This window comes from Acinetobacter halobius, from assembly GCF_044130335.1.
GTDB lineage: Bacteria > Pseudomonadota > Gammaproteobacteria > Pseudomonadales > Moraxellaceae > Acinetobacter.
Genome location: NZ_JBIQOD010000001.1, coordinates 179,247 through 194,376, shown reverse-complemented (window position 1 = coordinate 194,376; position 15,130 = coordinate 179,247). Strand labels below are relative to the sequence as shown.

The following is a 15,130-nucleotide window of genomic DNA, read 5'->3' as shown; positions in this document are numbered from 1 at the left end:
GCCCATGGATTTTGATTTTAATTTGATACTTGTTCCTGTCACACTAATTTTCTTTTTGGTGTGGTTGCTCGATAAATTTGTATTTAAACAACGAGCGACGAAAGGCAAGGGAAATGAAAATTTTGTCATTACATGGGCTTATGATTTCTGGCCAGTCCTTGCGATTGTTCTATGCTTACGTTCATTCTTTTATGAACCTTTTAATATTCCTTCGGACTCGATGGTGCCGACTTTAGAAACGGGTGACTTCATCTTGGTCAATAAGTTTGACTATGGTGTGCGCCTACCGATTGTGAATAAAAAAGTGATTGATGTGGGTGAGCCTGAGCGTGGTGATGTGATCGTCTTCCGTTATCCACCGCAACCGACGATCAGCTATATCAAACGTGTAGTTGGTATTCCTGGCGATCACATTGTTTTTGATCATGGCCAATTAACCATTAATGGTCAAAAAATTGCTAAAGTTCCTGTTGAATTTAGTCGTGAAAAAGACCGTTTAGATACGCCTACTTCGATATATCATAAAGAAACCATTGGCAAGCATACCTTTACCATGCGTGAGTTAGAAGGTGTTAATGTTGCACGCCAAGCACCCTACATTAACTTTGTAGAAAATGGTAAATACTCTGCTGAAAATGGTTTATATTGGGAAGTGAAAGTAAAAGAAGGTGAGTACTTTGCGATGGGGGATAATCGCGACCAAAGTGCTGACAGCCGTTTCTGGGGAATGGTTCCTGAACAGAACCTAACAGGTCGTGCATTTTATATTTGGATGCATAAAGAACCTGGCTTTAAGTTGCCGTCATTTAACCGTAACGGTAGCATTGACTAATATCGATTCGGAAAATAAAAAATGCGCAAGAATCAACAAGGGGCATCTTATATCGCCATTTTATTTGCAATCATGGGGTTTGCATTTATGGCGAAAGTGGCAATTGCAGTTTGGGCTCCCTATTTTGATGATCGGATGATCAATAGCCAAATTGAGGAAGTATTTCAAAGCAGCCCGAAAAATATTCAGCCCGCGGAGTTTGAGAGTCAGCTTTCAAAACGTCTGGAAATGAATGGTATTCGCGATGTGAAGATTAAAGAAATTATGCAAGTCACCAATACCGAAGGGTTGCAGGTGAAAAAGGAGTATGAGGTAAGAAAACCATTCTTGCTGAATATAGATTTAGTATTAAAGTTCGAGAAAAGTTTTGATCAAAGCTCAGTCCAAGCTAAGTGAAGCCCGCTTAGCGAGCCGTATCGGTTATCAGTTTAAACAACCTGAGTTACTTCAGCTTGCACTGACCCACCGATCGGTGAGCCACAAATACAACTATGAGCGCCTAGAGTTTCTAGGCGATTCTTTGTTAGGGATGATTATTGCAAATTATCTCTATAAAGCTTATCCAACTGAGAACGAAGGCCGTTTGACGCGTATGCGTGCAACCTTGGTTCGTCAGGAAGCTTTAGGTAAAATTGCAAATGATTTAAAACTGAGCCAGTCACTCATTTTAAGTACAGGCGAGTTAAAATCAGGTGGACATCATCGCGAGTCCATCCTTGCGGATACAGTTGAATCGATTATTGGTGCAATCTATGTGGATTGTAGTGATTTAACGGTGTTGGAGCCGATTGTGTTAAAATGGTACGAGCCATATTTAGACCATATCGAGCCAACCGATCAACTTAAAGATCCAAAATCACGTTTACAAGAATATCTACAGGCACGAAAAAAAGCTCTCCCAGTTTATGATGTGGTCGATATTCAAGGTGATGCACCGAATCAACATTTCAAAGTGGAATGTAAAGTCGATGGATTGCCTGTTGTAAAAGGTGAAGGTACAAGTCGTCGCTTTGCTGAACAAGCTGCTGCGGCGGATATTTTAAAACTTTTGGAGCAGTAATCTGCCATGTCAAATTCTTCCGATCACATCGATGCTGATCACGAGTCGCAAAGCGACAGTAATGATTTAATTAGCCAATTTTTTAGCGAACAAGGCACAGAAATCCCAACGGATTTTCGTAGCGGCTTTGTGGCAATTGTCGGTCGTCCAAACGTAGGCAAATCTACGTTGATGAACCATTTGTTGGGTCAAAAATTATCGATTACTTCACGTAAACCACAAACCACACGTCATAAAATTGTGGGAATTGATTCGCGCTCAAAATCTCAAGCAGTGTTTGTGGATACGCCAGGGATGCATAAAAAAGAAGTACGCGCCATCAACAAAATGATGAACCGTGCTGCGTCTTCTGCATTGCGTGATGTCAACTTGGTATTGTTTGTTCTAGATGCAGACAAGTGGACTCAAAATGATGAGCTCGTTTTGGAAAAACTCAAAAATGCAGAGATGCCAGTGATTCTTGTGATCAATAAAATTGATACACTTGAAAATAAAAACCATGCATTACCTTTGATTCAACAGCGTGCAAAATTAATGAATTTTGCTGAGATTGTTCCTGTTTCTGCACTACGTGGTGCAAACTTAGACCATCTGCGCGATACCATTGAAAAATATTTACCTTTCCAGCCACCGATGTATTCATTGGATCAACTGACAGATCGTTCTGAGCGTTTCTTGGCATCAGAAATTATCCGTGAAAAGATTATGCGCCAGTTGGGTGAAGAGCTACCTTATGATTTAACCGTGCAAATTGAGTCGTTTAAGACTGAAGAAGCAACGGTGAATGAAAAAACAGGTCGTCTAAAACCAGCATGTACATACATTGATGCAACGATTTTTGTAGACCGCCCAGGCCAAAAAGCGATTGTGATTGGTGAAAAAGGCGCTAAGCTTAAGAAAATTGGTATGGATGCCCGTATCGATATGGAAAAAATGTTTGAACAAAAGATCATGTTGACGCTTTGGGTTAAAGTGAAAGGCGGCTGGTCTGATGATGAACGTGCATTGAAAAGCTTAGGTTATAGCGATATCTAAGTTTTAAGAAAGCAAATTTTTATAGGGATGGTGTTATGGTCAAAGTGTTCGCAGTAATGGCTTGTATGTTGTTTTTGCAAGGTTGTATACACAAGATCGTCACCGTTCCTGTAAAGATTGCGTATAAAACCACAAAAGGCGTGGTGAAAGGAACCGCAGCGGTGGTTGGTGCTGTTATCCCAGATGGGGATGATGAAGACAGCGAACATAATGATAAAGATAAAAAAGATTAGTTAATTTCTCATGCGCAATGAAGTACTGCATGGTTATTTAATTCACCATAGAAAATACCGTGAACGTAGTCATATTGTGCATTTATTTACCCAAGAGCATGGGCGAGTTGATGGCATTCTAAGGCAAACCCCGCCGCCACAATATCAGCCGATTTGTTTACAAGCTTCGGGTAAATCTGAACTCAAAAATTTTACAAAACTTGAAATTGTCAATCAGCCGATTTTTTTCTTCGGGGATGCTTTTTTTTCAGGTTTTTATCTCAACGAGATTCTGCTCAGACTATGTCCGCTCGAAGTACAAATGGAGCAAAGTTTTGCTCAATATGCACATACGCTAACGCAATTACAACAACTGGCGCAGCAAGCAGATCCCAATCAATTTTTAAAACAAATTCTAAGACAGTTTGAGCACGAACTACTGGAAGATTTGGGCTATGCCTTAGATTTTTCGACCGATGCCAATCAACTAGAAATTCAAGCATCACTCAACTATATATTCCAGCTGAATGAAGGCTTTATTCCTACTGCACAAGCTTCACGAGCGACCTTAAATGGACAGCAAATTTTAAGCATGTGCCAATATGAAAAGGGTAGGGATTTTAGTTTGGAACAGTTACAATTGCTGACCAAGTTGTACCGACAAATGATCAGTTCATTGTTGGGCGATCGACCCTTAAAAAGTCGTCAGTTGTGGATTCAGAACACTCAAACTCAATCGTAATTAGGAAATGAATATGGCTGCATTACTTGGTGTAAATATTGACCACGTGGCAACTTTACGACAAGCGCGTGGAACGTCTTATCCTGATCCAGTCAATGCAGCACTGATCTGTGAGCAAGCAGGGGCGGAAGGGATTACTTTACATTTGCGTGAAGACCGTCGTCATATTCAGGACGATGACGTGCGTCGTATGCGTCCAGCGCTTAAAACACGTATGAATTTGGAGTTGGCAGTCACAGATGAAATGATTGCATTTGCTAAAGAAATTAAACCGCATCATGTGTGTTTCGTTCCTGAAAAGCGCCAAGAAGTGACGACTGAAGGTGGTTTAGATGTAGTTGGACATTTTGATGACGTTAAAGCGGCAACTCAAGCCTTGTCCGAGATTGGCTGTGATGTGTCCTTGTTTATTGATGCTGACTTTGCACAAATTGATGCAGCGGTTGCTTGTGGTGCACCAACCATTGAAATTCATACAGGCGCTTATGCTGATGCAGAAACACCTGAAGCTCAGCAATATGAGCTTGAGCGTATTGTCAAAGGTGCCGAATATGCAGCATCGAAAGGTTTAGTAGTCAATGCTGGGCATGGACTCAACCTTGAAAATGTGACCCCAATTGCACAAATTCCACAGATCCACGAATTAAACATCGGACATTCCCTAATTGCCGATGCTATTTTTGTGGGCTTGGAACAAGCCGTGCGTGAAATCAAAGCAGTAATTAAAGCTGCACGTTAATTTTAAAGTTTTTAAGATTTGAATATGTCGAATATCAATTATGATGAACTCATGAAGCCCGTCATGGATTTCTTGGGCTGTGAAACACCAAAAGCTTGGTTGACTGAAGCACTGAATAATCTTGATGTGCTGATGCAAGACCACGCGAATTGTGAGAAGAAAGCAGCAGGTACAGCGATGAACCTGATGTTTCGTTATAGCTTTTTTACCGATTTGCAGGTCAAGCTTTCACAACTGGTTCGTGAAGAAATGCTGCATTATGAGCAAGTGCTTGAATTTATGAAAAAGCGCGGGCTAGAGTGGAGCAATCTGAGTGCTGGTCGTTATGCGGGTAGTTTACGTAAAGAAGTGCGGACTTATGAGCCTGAGGCTTTAATTGATATTTTAATCATTGGTGCCTTTGTAGAAGCACGTTCATGTGAGCGTTTTTACGCGTTAGCACCCTTGGTGGATGATGAATTAGGTCGTTACTATCGTTATTTATTAAAGTCAGAATCCCGTCATTTTGAAGACTATTTGGCTTTGGCTTTAGAAGTTGCACAAACGGGTAAATTGAAAAACCCGAAAGAGGATATTCAAGCGCGTATTGACCATATCCGTAACGTTGAAAAAGAGCTGATTAGTACCTCTGATGATCTGTTTCGTTTCCATAGTGGTGTACCAGTCAAAGTAGCTTAGTCTTTTACTGGTTTTTGAAGTGTATCTCTCATTTTATGTCATGCTGAGCGATGCAAATAAAAGCCCAATCTAGTGAGATTGGGCTTTTATTTTTTATGAGTTAAGGCTTTTTTTCTCAGCTCGATTGATTAGCCATGTTATGAGTAAACCTGGAACCAGAAAGCCTAAAAGTACTAGAAAACCGTGAACGAGAGAGGCCGCAGGCTCTTGTAGGGTTGCTGCGTGTTTCATTGGCGATAGCCATGGAGAAAGTTGAAAAAAGCTGATAACCAACAAGACAGTTGGCCATAAGATGGAAATATGTTCTCTGCCAAAGTTTCTCCATGCATAAAAAATGAGTGCAAGGCTAAACAGACCCTCAAAAATCCATGAACCAGTACCCCATTTTCCCCATAAGCCATAACCCATGTGCTCAGCAGAATATGGATACAGTGCTAAATCCATATTGTGCATAGGCCAATCGGCAAGCCAATGCGAGAAACAAGCGAACCCTGCGATGAGCGCAACACGTTTGTCTTTCATAAAAAATAAAGCCCAAACGATAGAGAGGATCACAGCCATAACTAGGGAATGATCCCAGTCAATAAACGTTAAATCAAAGAATAAGTAGGGGCCTGCTTGCAGATTTGGTGTGACATGATTTAGACCGAACATGATGAGTAAACCATCAATGATATCGAGAAAACCAACACCGAGCATGATGGGAAGGGTTGGAACTTTTGGGAATTTTGATTTAATGGCTAAACCAATGGCTAAATGTCCGACATACATAATGATTCACCTATCTAGATTGGAGTAGGGTTAAGCTGTTTCTTAAAACGGCATTAATAAAAGAATCATCAACCTTTTTATTTTCAATAAAAATTTGAAAGTAAAAACTTCCTAGCGTCATGCTGATGATGTCATGAATATTTTGTTGTTGCTGGTTTTCAGGGAGTAATCTCTGAAAACTTTGGGCAATGAGTTGGTAACGTGCATGCCATAAATCTTGACGCTTACGAATACTGATTTCATCCTTAATGTTTAATGATGCTTGCAAGAATGAGTGACCAAGTGGGGACTGTAAAAACATTGCAAGTTGCTGCAACATGATTTTAAAGGCATCTATTGGTGCTAATTCTTGCGGTATCTCAATGGAATCTTGGATTTTCTTTGCAATAGCATCCACAATTAAATCATCAAGGGATGACCATCTTCGGTACAGTGTTGTGCGACTAATCCCTGTCAATTTTGATAGTTGCTGTAGGGAAATATTTCCATAGCCTTGACTGAGCAACAGCTCGAATAAAGCCTCATAAATGACCTGTGAATTTGAACGGTCTTGTTCACTGACTAAGGCCTGTTGGCTTTTATTTCGGTATTTCTTTAAAGGTAAGTCGCTCATGCTTAGCTATCTTAATTTTATATGTAACAGATGTTACATTGTGTTTTGGAATTTAGAAAGCTTGTTTTTTGATCTGTTACAAATTTAGATCAAAATTGGAAAAAATACAGAGATTGCTTTTGCAAGAAGCTGACAGCAGAGTTGAACTTATAATCAGGCAAGTATAGTGATGCTGATATTTGGGCAAAAAAAAGCCCACGTCATATTGCGTGGGCTTTCTTGAATTTGGCTCTCCAACCTGGGCTCGAACCAGGGACCTGCGGATTAACAGTCCGTCGCTCTACCGACTGAGCTATTGGAGAATCTGCATGCGATTATAAGGACATTTTATAGTGGGTCAAGTCTAAAATGTCATGTTGCTGTCATTTTTGTTTCGGGTGCTTCTAATTTGAACAAAAAAATTTTTTTCAAAAAAAATCGTACCGAATTACTTGCAATGTTGAAATGGCGTTGATAGTCTGAATTCAACAACAGAGCGTTTAATTAAAACTTAAACAGTGTGGATTTATCACCAACTTGCCAGCACTAAAATGGCTAAACAGGAGAAAGCGAATGAATACGCTGACAATTTCCGATCTTTTCAATCATCTTTCTGATTATCAAAACCAGTATCTTTCGATCATTTCAGACCCTGAACAGTATTATACGACTGTAGAATCTGCATATATTGATGTTTGGCCCGTAGGTCGCACCGATTTGTATTTAGGTGACTTACTACAGCTTTGGTTTAGTGAACGCTGGTTAATTAGCAGTCCATGTCAGTTATTGTCTGTGCAGACCGAGCGTAGTGTTAAAAAGTCCTTTCAACGTGAACATGATTTATATCTATACCAACTCTCAGGCAGTGCATTGTCTGGAAGTAATCGCTCTAAAGTGTGGTCTGTCTCTGAAGGGAAAAGCTTAGACGTAAGTTTGGATAGTGCATTTAAGTATTATTGTATTTTTAAAGGTGCACAACGTCCTGAAGCTGAGAAACCATATACGAACAGTTCTTTTAAAACAGCGATCTAGCAGACAGGGATTGATTTGATTGAGTAAAAAGGCACTGAGTTATCAGTGCCTTTGGTTGTTATGGGCGAATAATCATACAAGTTGCAGTGGCATGTGCATATAGTTTGCCATCTTCATCGACAATTTGACCTTCTGAAATGCCTAGGTTTTTACTGATGTTAATGACGTTGCCAATAGCAAGTAACTCTTTATCTTTTGGAATTGGACGACACATTTTAATATTCAGATCAATCGTGCCATAACCTACGCCAGCTTCAAGCATGCTATGTACAGCACAACCTGTAACGGAGTCGAGCACTGTTGCAGCAAATCCACCATGCACGCCACCTAGTGGATTTAAATGACGATGATCCGCTTTTGCTTTAAAGCTAATTTTCCCTTCTGACACTTCATAAGGCTGCATGGGAATGGTTTCACTAATGCTCGCGGGTGGTATATTTCCAGTACACATAGCTTGTAGAAGTTGTAGTCCAGTCATTTCTTTAGGGTTCATTATAGCTTCCTTTGTATTATTAAGTTCCTTTTTGGAACTTAATAGGAAATTAATCAAAATTTAATCATTAGGTCAATATTAGATTGTGAGCTGATCAGTAAAAAACTTATAGAAATCCCTTATATTGAGATTGCTAAGAGAGATGGTTGAGCTGCAGGGGCGTTATATTCCTGAATTTGCAGATGATGGTCTATCGAGCTTTATGAATCAGTGAATTAAAGAAGCTAATTGTTTCAAAAATAATGCATAAGTTTTAGGCATCGGAACACTTTTGATTTATATATGGAATAAACAATATTTTGATGCCGATTGATATCGTATTTTAATAATCAAGGAAATAATAATGAATGTATCTTGCTTATGCGGTAAAACCAAATTCCAAGCTGAGCTTAAAAATCATGATGTACATGCTTGTCATTGTTCGATGTGTCGTCAACAGTCGAGTGGTGTACTCATGAGCATTGATGTCGAACCAAGTAGTTTAACATTCCAAGATCAATCATATTTAAAGCTGTTTCAGTCGTCTGAATGGGGAGAGCGTGGTTTTTGTAGCGAATGTGGCACGTCACTTTTTTGGCGTACTCAAGATGGGAGCTATTGTAATATCAATGTATTTGCTATGGACGAGCAGCCGAAAGACTTAAAGCTTAGTACGGAGATTTATATTGATAACAAACCTGACTTTTACCAATTTAAGTATTCTACAGAACAGCTCACGGAAGCAGATGTTATTGCCTTATTTTCCCCAAATGAAAAAGAAAGATAGTTGTCGGTTGTATAGAGCTTGAAATTTACATCAATATTCCTGATAAGTTGAATGAGAAAATCACTATAGATTTAATAAATTATATTGGATATATCTAAAGTAAGCTGTTGAATAAGGATGCTCAAACATGCTGCTTAAAATTTGTGTAGCGATGTTGGCCTTTGCTGCGAATTCTGTACTGTGTCGTTTAGCTTTGGCTGATCAGCAGATTGATCCTATGAGTTTTAGCCTGATTCGGGTGTGTAGTGGTGCCGCAGTATTATGGGTACTTTATAGGTTTTCTACACATAAGGCGAAAATAGAATGGAACATAAAAAACGGATTCTTGCTCGCTTTATACATCGTTGCTTTTTCACTTGCTTATTTGCATATTGATGCAGGTGTGGGAGCGCTGCTCCTCTTTGGTACGGTTCAGCTCAGTATGGTCGCTTATGGATTGTATCATGGTGAAAAGATCAATCTGCGTTGTGGTCTTGGTTTAGCGATTGCACTTTTAGGTATTCTCATTTTGTTGTTGCCTGGGGCTTCAGCACCTCATTTGGGCTATGCCACGATGATGGTACTTTCAGGTATGGGATGGGCGATGTATAGTATTGCAGGTAAAAATATGCATAACCCACTAGCAAGTAGCTTGGCAAATTTTGTACTGGCGATTCCTTTTGTATTGCTGGTTTATTTAGCATTTTTCACGCAAACTTTTATCAAGCCACAAGGTGTAATTTTAGCAGTGCTGTCTGGCGGTCTAGCATCGAGTGGAGCTTATGTGCTGTGGTATGCCATAGTGAAGCAGATTGACCGTGTGACAGCCAGTAGTGTGCAATTGTCTGTGCCGTGTTTAGCGATTCTGGGTGGGGCATTGTTTATAGGTGAAGCACTGAGCTTTAGAATTATCATTTCTGCAGTGATTGTTTTAGTCGGGATTGCTTTGGTGATTTCGGCATCGTCTCACCGCACCAATTCAAATAAATCGGATTTAATCGGTTCTGAACGTCCATAAGTAAATTTCAATTCATCCATAACTAATTTTGACTTTAGCTTTTGAGATAGAGGCTAGGTTTTGTCGTTGTTCTTATTTTAATTTTATATCATGTAAAAATGGAATGAACTAAATTGATTTTTAGTAAATAGGCTAGATATATTTTCATTTTGTTCGGCGTCATTAAATAAAACAAAAATATTCGGCATGAAACTTGTATATCAAGATACAGTTTCAGTAAAAATGAAATGTTGCTTAATTGTGCTAAAAAAATACAAAAGTAAAAGGTATATCGTAGATATAAGTACCTTTCTCTTTAAGTTTAGAGAAACTTCTTGGTTTAATAATGAAAAAATTTTGGGATTTATTTATTCCTTTATTATTAGGGAATGTGACAATTGCGGTCAGTGGCTTGGTCGATACGCTGTATTTATCGCATTTTAGTGCAAAACATGTGGCAGTCTTAGCAATTGCAATATCTTTATATAGTATGGTTTTTATCTTTGGTTTTGGGCTTTTACAAGGCATGATGCAGACTTTAGCCGAAGCAAAGGGGAGTGGCGAGTTACATCAGATAGATTTGATCGTTAAACAAGGGATATGGAGTGTATTGCTTTGGGGCCTGTTTGGTATATGTGTACTCAGTCATGCTGATTCTATTGTCGATTTACTTGGTGCAGATGCAACATTAAAAGACATGATCTTGGTTTGTTTAAAGATCAGCATGTTTATTATACCCGTTCAATTATTACTGCGTGTTTTTTTTATTGTGACACAGACTTGTGGTCAAGCTAAGCTGGTTTTTTATGGCAATATTTTATTTCTAATTGCAAAGTTGATTTTGTCAGGTGTATTTATCTTTGGTATCCCACTTTGGGGCTTAAAAGCATATGGTGTTTATGGTGCATTTATTTCTTCATTTTTAGCATATTGTATTATATTTATAACTTTCTATATTTTTCTTATGGATAAAAGCCATCGGCTTCAATGGAAAGCCCCATTTTTCAACTTTGACATTTTAATAAAAATTTTACGTATAGGGATCCCTGCAAGTATAGTTATTTTCATTGATGTTTTTGCATTTACTTCAATTTCATTGCTTGCTGTTCCATTAGGGGATATTGCATTATCGGCAAACCAAATTGTGATGGTGGCGGGTTATTGGTTGTTTAATGTTATTAATGCGCTGATTGTAACATTTAGCATATTACTGTCGATAAAAATTGGAGAAGGTCACCAAGAACAAGCTTGGCAATTAAGCCAAAAAGCTGTTTATATCGTGTTGACGGTGGCGTCAATTTTGTCTTTCAGCTTGTTTTTATTTCAAAAGCAATTTGTTGTTTTATTTACTTCAGATCAGTCCGTTGCATTTATGGTTTCATCACTGATTGTATTGGTCTGTCTATTTCACATCGCAGATGCAATGCTTGCGATCGCTGTAAATTTACTACGTTGTTGGCAGGTCACTTTGCTTCCAATGTTCATTTATAGTTTTATGTTGCTTGTCGTTGGGCTGGGTGGCGGTTGGTATTTTGCTTTTCACCCGATGAGTTTTTTTGAGATAAATATCCCTTCGATGGGTATCCATTCATTTTGGGTTTTTGCTACCTTTGCTTATGCAAGTTCAGCAATTTTATGTCTGATTTGTTTGTACTATCGCAAATATCTAAACTAAGTAAATTCACTTAAGATTTGTATAAAAAACCCGCGAAGTTCGCGGGTTTCTCTAATCTAACTTTAAAGGGTTAAATTATTTTTCAGCAGCAATTGAAGCAATCGCAGCATCTACGCCTTCGATTGAATCAGCAGCTTTCTTGATACGAGCAAGCGCATCAACAAGCACTTCGTCAGCAGTTGCGTAAGAAATACGCATGAAGCCACCTAAGCCAAATGCATCACCAGGAACTACGGCTACACCAGTTTCTTCCAATAACCACTCAGAGAATTCTGTGCAAGATTTTAAACCTTTCGCACGAATCAATGGACGGATGTTTGCATATGCATAGAATGCACCATCAGCAGGTAAGCAAGAAATACCGTTGATGTCGTTCAAACCGCTAACTACTAAGTCATGACGGCGTTTGAATGCTTCAATCATTGGCTCAAGAACGTCTTGAGGCCCATTCAACGCAGCTTCAGCAGCAACTTGTGAAATTGAAGTTGGGTTTGAAGTTGATTGAGACTGGATTTTTTTCATTGCGCCAATCAGCTTAGCAGGACCTGCTGCATAGCCAATACGCCAGCCAGTCATTGCATACGCTTTAGACACACCGTTTAACACGATTGTACGGTCATAAAGGTCTGGTGCAACTGTTGCGATGTTGTAGAACTCATCATCCCAACGGATTGGTTCGTACATATCGTCAGATGCGATATATACTTCAGGATATTTACGAAGCACGTCAGCCAAAGCTTCTAATTCAGCTTTAGTGTAGATCATGCCTGTTGGGTTTGATGGACTGTTTAAAACCACTAAGCGTGTTTTGTCTGTGATCGCTGCTTCAAGTTGAGCAGGGGTGATCTTGAAACGTTGTTCTTCGCCACATTTCACAATAACAGGAATGCCTTCAGCGATGATTACCATGTCTGGGTAGCTTACCCAAAATGGTGCAGGGATGATCACTTCATCACCTTTGTTTAACAAAGCAAGTGCTAAGTTAAAGAATGACTGCTTGCCACCGCAAGAAACCAAAATCTGGTTTGCTGCATAATCAAGGTTATTGTCGCGCTTGAATTTTGCAATGATTGCTTTTTTAAGGCCTGGCGTACCATCTACAGCGGTATATTTTGTGAAACCGTTGTTAATCGCTGCAATTGCTGCATCTTTGATGTGTTGTGGGGTGTCAAAGTCAGGTTCACCTGCGCCCAAGCCAATAACATTCTTGCCAGCTGCTTTTAATTCAGCAGCTTTGTTGGTCACAGCAAGAGTTGGGGACGGTTTGATGGCATTTACACGATCAGAGAGACGTACGTCCACGGCATATTCCTTCTTATGGGGATTAAAAAATAAAAAGCACACTATCTTAGCTCAAAAAACTCTAGCAAGGCGTTTAAAAACGCAGAATTTTTGAAAAAAACATAATTTTTTTTAAATTTTGGGTTTTGAAATACAAAAATTGACAGAATGTGGAAGTTTCTCGCATCTCAAAGAAAAAAACTTTAAAATAAACCTAATTTGATGAGAGTGATGGTCATGAGTAAGCAACAGCCTACTTCAAAAAAACCTTTGGTGAATCTCCCTTTTCCAATGCCGAACGTAGAAGGCAGTTCTGATGATGTTGCACATAATCAGGTGCGCCCAAAACCTGAGCAATATGCAGATCGAACGTGGATGCCACCTCGTGGTACACGCCGTTCAATGGGTAAACGCTAAGGTTTAAAAAACGTGTAATAAAAAAGCCAATGCTGTAGCGTTGGCTTTTTTTATTCACTTAACGAAATATATCAAATGAAATCATGAGGCTAGTAAGACATAAACGTTAATGCATTCCAATACGGATCATCGGTACAGAAATCATCATCAGATACTTACTAACCACATATAAACATAGAATTTATTTGTAGCCAATTTTAAATGCAGCCAAGAATTGATTTGGCTGTTTTGCGTCGAATACAATGTGGTCAAGGGCGCTAGTTTGAGGAGCTTTGATGAAGGCATTATTTTTTAGGCTTGGAAATTGCGTATCCTGCATCTTACCTTCTTGAATTAATGCTTGCGCAGCTTGTACATAAATATCAGGACGATAGGCCTTTTGGGCTGTTTCTAGGTACCATTGATCTGTTTGACTAGTGCTGATTTGTCCCCAACGACGCATTTGTGTTAGCCACCATACTGCATCTGAATAATAGGGAATGCCATATTGTCCCTTGAAGAATGTATGAAATGATTTTGCTGGTCGAACATCGCCTTGTTCATACTCAAATACGCCAGTCATACTATTGATAATAATATCTTCATCGACACGTAGATAATTATCTTGTGCAATAATTTTTGCAGCTTCTTTACGGTTTGCACCGTTATTTTCATCTAGCCAATTTGATGCACGTATTAAAGCTTTAACCAGTTTAAGTGTAGTCGTTGGATTTTGTTCAGTAAATTTTTTAGTTAGACCAAAGACTTTGTCTGAACCATTTTCCCAAATGGCATCTGAGGTGATGACAGGTACACCAAAACCTTTTTTTACGGCTTTCTGATTCCACGGCTCACCAACGCTATAGCCTGATGTCACACCTTCAACCATTGTTGATACCATCTCTGGAGGTGGAATAACGGTTAAATCTACATCTGAACCTGTATTTCCTGTGGTGTCATTATGTGCAGAATCATAAGTGCCCGGATGAATTCCGCCAGCAGCTAACCAATAGCGAATCATATAGTTATGTGTCCCCATTGGATAAGTCATGCCTAATTTAAATATTTTCTGCTGTTGCTTATATTCCGCAATCACAGGTTTTAAATTACTCGCACTAATGGGGTGCTTCGGTCGATTATTTTCCATAACTACGGTTTTTTTCATCTCATTCCAAACATTATTTGAAACCGTAATGGCGGCACCATTGTAGGAAAGGGTGAATGGTGTAACGATTGGTGTTTTTTCTGCGGATGTATCTATTATTGATGCTATAGGCATTGCTGCAAGCATATGAGCAGCATCGAGCTCACCACTCTGCACATGTATGTAAAGTTCAGTCCAACTCGGTTGTGCTTCAAGTTTGACTTCGAGCCCTTCATCTTTAAAAAATCCCTTTTCAACGGCAATTGCAAGGGGAGCCATATCGGTTAATTTTAGAAAGCCAATGGTTAATCTGGTTTTTTCAACAGCTAAAGGTTGAGCAGCTGTCTCTTGATCAGGTTCTTTTTGGCACCCCCCCAGTAAAAAACTGAGACCAAGCAAGCAGGGTATAAAAAAAGCCTTGTTTAATAATATCTTTTTCATTCATTTCCCAGATTTTATTGTGATTCGAGCGTCCTCGAATAGCAATATAGATGCCAAATGTAAAACCAAGGATAGAAATTCAAAATCTTATTTTTACTGTAGTAGGCTACTTATAGGTTTACGGTGAATATATGCATTTGATTTGGCGGGTAGGGGCTGTTAGTCGGGGGGAGTATTTCTGGTCTAACTGTATGTATCTCATCGTGTTTTGAGCGTATTTGGTGCAAGTGAAAGAAAACATGCCCATTTTTGTACATTTAGAATC

At 39.2% G+C, this 15,130-nt stretch carries 18 protein-coding genes and 1 tRNA gene; 13 read left to right on the top strand and 6 right to left on the bottom strand.

The window, feature by feature from the left end:
- The first annotated feature begins 4 nt into the window (after positions 1 to 4).
- Genes lepB through ACE01U_RS00890 form a run of 8 tightly spaced genes read left to right on the top strand, consistent with a single transcriptional unit; the run spans position 5 to position 5,298 of the window.
- On the top strand, positions 5 to 832 hold the full coding sequence (gene lepB / locus ACE01U_RS00925; RefSeq protein WP_010326441.1) for a signal peptidase I: 828 nt from the start codon (positions 5 to 7) through the stop codon (positions 830 to 832).
- A 21-nt stretch (positions 833 to 853) separates the two neighbouring features.
- A complete protein-coding gene (locus ACE01U_RS00920) occupies positions 854 to 1,228 on the top strand; it encodes a DUF4845 domain-containing protein (RefSeq protein ID WP_087526961.1) in 375 nt (124 codons plus the stop codon).
- Positions 1,200 to 1,892 carry a ribonuclease III gene (gene rnc / locus ACE01U_RS00915; protein WP_086210849.1) on the top strand — a complete coding sequence of 231 codons (693 nt, stop codon included), beginning with the start codon at positions 1,200 to 1,202 and terminating at the stop codon, positions 1,890 to 1,892. The genes ACE01U_RS00920 and rnc overlap by 29 nt, the downstream gene beginning before the upstream one ends.
- A 6-nt stretch (positions 1,893 to 1,898) precedes the next feature.
- A complete protein-coding gene (era, locus tag ACE01U_RS00910; protein ID WP_395553061.1) occupies positions 1,899 to 2,927 on the top strand; it encodes a GTPase Era in 1,029 nt (342 codons plus the stop codon).
- Positions 2,928 to 2,962: 35 nt separating this feature from the next.
- The gene (locus tag ACE01U_RS00905) at positions 2,963 to 3,160 is read left to right on the top strand and encodes an NF038104 family lipoprotein (RefSeq protein ID WP_395553060.1); all 198 of its coding nucleotides are present in this window, start codon (positions 2,963 to 2,965) and stop codon (positions 3,158 to 3,160) included.
- Positions 3,161 to 3,170: 10 nt separating this feature from the next.
- The gene (gene recO / locus ACE01U_RS00900) at positions 3,171 to 3,881 is read left to right on the top strand and encodes a DNA repair protein RecO (protein ID WP_151837135.1); all 711 of its coding nucleotides are present in this window, start codon (positions 3,171 to 3,173) and stop codon (positions 3,879 to 3,881) included.
- 13 nt (positions 3,882 to 3,894) lie between these two features.
- Complete coding sequence (pdxJ, locus tag ACE01U_RS00895) at positions 3,895 to 4,620, top strand: pyridoxine 5'-phosphate synthase (protein ID WP_395553059.1); 726 nt, start codon at positions 3,895 to 3,897, stop codon at positions 4,618 to 4,620.
- A gap of 24 nt (positions 4,621 to 4,644) precedes the next feature.
- Positions 4,645 to 5,298: a MiaE family protein gene (locus ACE01U_RS00890; RefSeq protein WP_395553058.1), complete on the top strand. Its 654-nt coding sequence runs from the start codon at positions 4,645 to 4,647 to the stop codon at positions 5,296 to 5,298.
- Between the two features lie 93 nt (positions 5,299 to 5,391).
- Here the strand turns inward: ACE01U_RS00890 and ACE01U_RS00885 are convergent, their stop codons facing one another.
- The 3 genes from ACE01U_RS00885 to ACE01U_RS00875 all read right to left on the bottom strand — a co-directional run bounded on the left by ACE01U_RS00885 (position 5,392) and on the right by ACE01U_RS00875 (position 6,984).
- Positions 5,392 to 6,069 carry a hypothetical protein gene (locus tag ACE01U_RS00885; RefSeq protein ID WP_395553057.1) on the bottom strand — a complete coding sequence of 226 codons (678 nt, stop codon included), beginning with the start codon at positions 6,067 to 6,069 and terminating at the stop codon, positions 5,392 to 5,394.
- Between the two features lie 10 nt (positions 6,070 to 6,079).
- Positions 6,080 to 6,682: a TetR/AcrR family transcriptional regulator gene (locus tag ACE01U_RS00880; protein ID WP_086210856.1), complete on the bottom strand. Its 603-nt coding sequence runs from the start codon at positions 6,680 to 6,682 to the stop codon at positions 6,080 to 6,082.
- Positions 6,683 to 6,908: 226 nt separating this feature from the next.
- Positions 6,909 to 6,984 (bottom strand) — tRNA-Asn (locus tag ACE01U_RS00875).
- A gap of 250 nt (positions 6,985 to 7,234) precedes the next feature.
- Here ACE01U_RS00875 and ACE01U_RS00870 point away from each other — a divergent pair.
- Positions 7,235 to 7,693 carry a hypothetical protein gene (locus ACE01U_RS00870; RefSeq protein WP_395553056.1) on the top strand — a complete coding sequence of 153 codons (459 nt, stop codon included), beginning with the start codon at positions 7,235 to 7,237 and terminating at the stop codon, positions 7,691 to 7,693.
- 58 nt (positions 7,694 to 7,751) lie between these two features.
- On the opposite strand, the gene ACE01U_RS00865 is transcribed toward ACE01U_RS00870, so the two are convergent.
- On the bottom strand, positions 7,752 to 8,189 hold the full coding sequence (locus ACE01U_RS00865; RefSeq protein WP_162900268.1) for a PaaI family thioesterase: 438 nt from the start codon (positions 8,187 to 8,189) through the stop codon (positions 7,752 to 7,754).
- 340 nt (positions 8,190 to 8,529) lie between these two features.
- Between ACE01U_RS00865 and ACE01U_RS00860 the strand changes: the two genes are divergently transcribed.
- From ACE01U_RS00860 to ACE01U_RS00850, 3 genes are all read left to right on the top strand, one after another.
- Positions 8,530 to 8,952 (top strand): GFA family protein, encoded by a 423-nt coding sequence (locus ACE01U_RS00860; protein ID WP_086210859.1) that lies wholly within the window; start codon positions 8,530 to 8,532, stop codon positions 8,950 to 8,952.
- A 127-nt stretch (positions 8,953 to 9,079) separates the two neighbouring features.
- The gene (locus ACE01U_RS00855) at positions 9,080 to 9,949 is read left to right on the top strand and encodes a DMT family transporter (RefSeq protein ID WP_395553055.1); all 870 of its coding nucleotides are present in this window, start codon (positions 9,080 to 9,082) and stop codon (positions 9,947 to 9,949) included.
- Positions 9,950 to 10,274: 325 nt separating this feature from the next.
- Positions 10,275 to 11,603: an MATE family efflux transporter gene (locus ACE01U_RS00850; RefSeq protein WP_291374493.1), complete on the top strand. Its 1,329-nt coding sequence runs from the start codon at positions 10,275 to 10,277 to the stop codon at positions 11,601 to 11,603.
- A gap of 75 nt (positions 11,604 to 11,678) precedes the next feature.
- Here ACE01U_RS00850 and ACE01U_RS00845 read toward each other — a convergent pair whose 3' ends face one another.
- Positions 11,679 to 12,905 carry a pyridoxal phosphate-dependent aminotransferase gene (locus ACE01U_RS00845; RefSeq protein WP_395553054.1) on the bottom strand — a complete coding sequence of 409 codons (1,227 nt, stop codon included), beginning with the start codon at positions 12,903 to 12,905 and terminating at the stop codon, positions 11,679 to 11,681.
- Between the two features lie 216 nt (positions 12,906 to 13,121).
- Here ACE01U_RS00845 and ACE01U_RS00840 point away from each other — a divergent pair, with 216 nt between their 5' ends.
- On the top strand, positions 13,122 to 13,301 hold the full coding sequence (locus ACE01U_RS00840; RefSeq protein WP_062032428.1) for a hypothetical protein: 180 nt from the start codon (positions 13,122 to 13,124) through the stop codon (positions 13,299 to 13,301).
- Between the two features lie 181 nt (positions 13,302 to 13,482).
- Here the strand turns inward: ACE01U_RS00840 and ACE01U_RS00835 are convergent, their stop codons facing one another.
- A complete protein-coding gene (locus ACE01U_RS00835; protein WP_395553053.1) occupies positions 13,483 to 14,865 on the bottom strand; it encodes a CmpA/NrtA family ABC transporter substrate-binding protein in 1,383 nt (460 codons plus the stop codon).
- Between the last annotated feature and the right edge of the window lie 265 nt (positions 14,866 to 15,130).